The organism is Kitasatospora sp. NPDC114501, assembly GCF_055633695.1.
The window spans coordinates 1-2,368 of sequence record NZ_JBVKDS010000045.1 but is presented as its reverse complement, the minus strand read 5'-3'; the positions used below and the strand labels follow the sequence as shown (position 1 = coordinate 2,368).

Here is a 2,368-nt window from a genome sequence, read left to right as displayed (position 1 = left end):
GAACCGCCGGTGCGGCCACAGCTCCACCTCCCGCTCGAACACCGAGCTCACCAGCTCACGCCAGGTCCGCGCACCCCGCTCGAAGCCGAACGGCAGCGTGTTGAGGTACATGCCGGGCACCCGGTCGGCGCCCACGGCCTCGGGCCGGGCGTCGCAGACCAGGCCGGTGCAGAACGAGGGCTCGGCGGTCAGGCGGCTGAGCACGGTGAGGTGGGCGGCCAGCAGGACGCTCTTGAGCGAGGCGCGGGCTCGGGCGGCGAGCGCCCGGAGGTCGGCCTCCAGGTCCTGGAAGGAGACCTGAAGGCGGTAGCGCTCGCTCGGCCGGCCGGGTGCCTGCGCCCAGTGGGCGGGCAGCGCGAAGGCCGGGTAACGCTCGACCTGCCCGGCCCAGTACGTACGGTCCTCCGCCGAGTCCAGCGCCCGCAGCTCCCCGGCGACGAAGTCGGCGTAGCGGACCAGGGCCGGCCGGGGCGGCTCCGGGTCACGGCCGGCCGACAGGGCGCGGTAGCAACCGAGCAGTTCCATCAGGAGGTTGTAGTTGCTCCACCCCTCGGTGATGGCGTGGCAGCGGACCATGGTGAGCCACCAGCCGTCCTCGGCCAGGTGCACCGCCAGCCGCAGCAGCGGTGCGCGCGACAGGTCGAACAGCTCGGCCCGCTCGGCCTGCTGGAACTCCCGCAGCCGGTCCTGGAACTCCTCCGCGGACAGCCCCCGCAGGTCGTGCACCGTCACCGGGACCGAGGCCTCGGCGTGCACCAGCTGCAGGGGCACCGAGTACGACCCCAGGTCGAAGGAGGTCCGCAGCACCTCGTGCCGCTCCACCACCACCCGGGCCGCGGCCGCGAAGGCCTCCGCCCGGAACGGCTCGGCGTCGCGGATCCGGAAGGAGGCCACACCGTGGTAACGGTGCAGGGTCTCGTCCGCGAACATCTCGACGACCATGCCGAGTTGGGTCTGGGAGACCGGGTACGCGTCGGCAACGCCCGGCGGCAGCGCGGCCCGGTCCTCCTCGGCGAGCAGCGCGAAGGGGGCGATCCCCGCCTCCGGAACCACCGCGGAGCGTCCCTCCAGCAGGGCGGCGAGGCCCGCCACGGTACGGGCCGCGAAGACGTCGCGGACCGTGACGTCGAAGCCCTGCGCGCGCAGCGCGCCAGCCACCGCCACCGCCCGGATCGAGTCACCGCCCAGGTCGAAGAAGCTCTCCGTCGTCCCGACCCCGGGCAGGTCCAGCACCTGGGCCCAGACCCGCGCGAGGGCGTACTCGGTGGGCGTGCCGGGGGCGACGAACTCCGCGTGGAGCTCGGCGTCGGGGGCGGGCAGGGCGCGCCGGTCGAGCTTGCCGTTGGCGGTCAGCGGCAGCCGTTCCAGCGCCATGAACACCGACGGCACCAGGTAGTCCGGCAGCGTACGCGCCAGCTCCTCCCGCAGCTCCGCCCCGGCGGGCAGCCGTTCACCCGAGGGCACCGCGTACCCGACCAGCCGGCCCTCGTGCACCACCACGGCCGCATCGCGCACCGACGGCAGCGCTGCCAAGGCCACCGTCACCTCGCCCGGCTCCACCCGGTGGCCGCGCACCTTCACCTGGTCGTCGGCGCGCCCCGCGTACACCACCACGCCGTCGGGCCGGATCCAGGCCCGGTCGCCGGTCCGGTAGAGCCGGGCCCCGGGCCCACCGAGCGGGTCGGGAACGAAACGCTCGGCGGTCAGGCCCGGACGGCCCAGGTAGCCCCGGGCCACCCCGACGCCGCCGACGCACAACTCCCCCACCGTGCCCAACGGCACCGGACGCAACCCGGCGTCCAGCACCCGCACCACCACGCCGGGCAACGGCGCACCGATCGGGACCACCCGCTCGCACTGGCCGTCCGGCACCGGGTGGACGGTCGTCCCAACGGTCGCCTCCGTGGGGCCGTACTCGTTGATCAGCCGGCCGGGCCCGAGCAGGGCGGTCATCCGGTCCGCCAGCCGGCCGGGGAAGGCCTCGCCGGCGACGACCAGCACCTCGGCGAGGGCGGCGAGCTGCTCGTCGGTCAGCTGGTGGGTGAGCATTTCCAGGTGGCCCGGGGTGAGCTTGACGAAGGAGAAGGGGCCCGCGGCCGACAGGTCGGCGCCGAGGTCGGCGAGGTCGCGCTCCTGCGGCCACAGCCAGAGGCGCTGCCCGCTCGCCAGCGGGGCCCAGAGGTTCGGGACCACCAGGTCGAAGGCGTGCGAGGAGAACAGCGGAGCGCCACCGGTACCGCGCTCGGCCAGCTCGGTCACCGCCCAGGCGAGGTGGTTGGCGAGGGCCCGGTGGGTGATCTGGACGCCCTTGGGACGGCCGGTGGAACCGGAGGTGTAGATCACGTACGCGAGCCCGTCGGGATCGACG

General features: G+C 74.6%; 1 protein-coding gene. It reads right to left on the bottom strand.

From position 1 onward, the window contains the following. Nucleotides 1–2,368, bottom strand: a 2,368-nt coding sequence (locus ACZ7RU_RS37000) for a condensation domain-containing protein (protein ID WP_470345396.1), incomplete at both ends; no start/stop codon positions are given.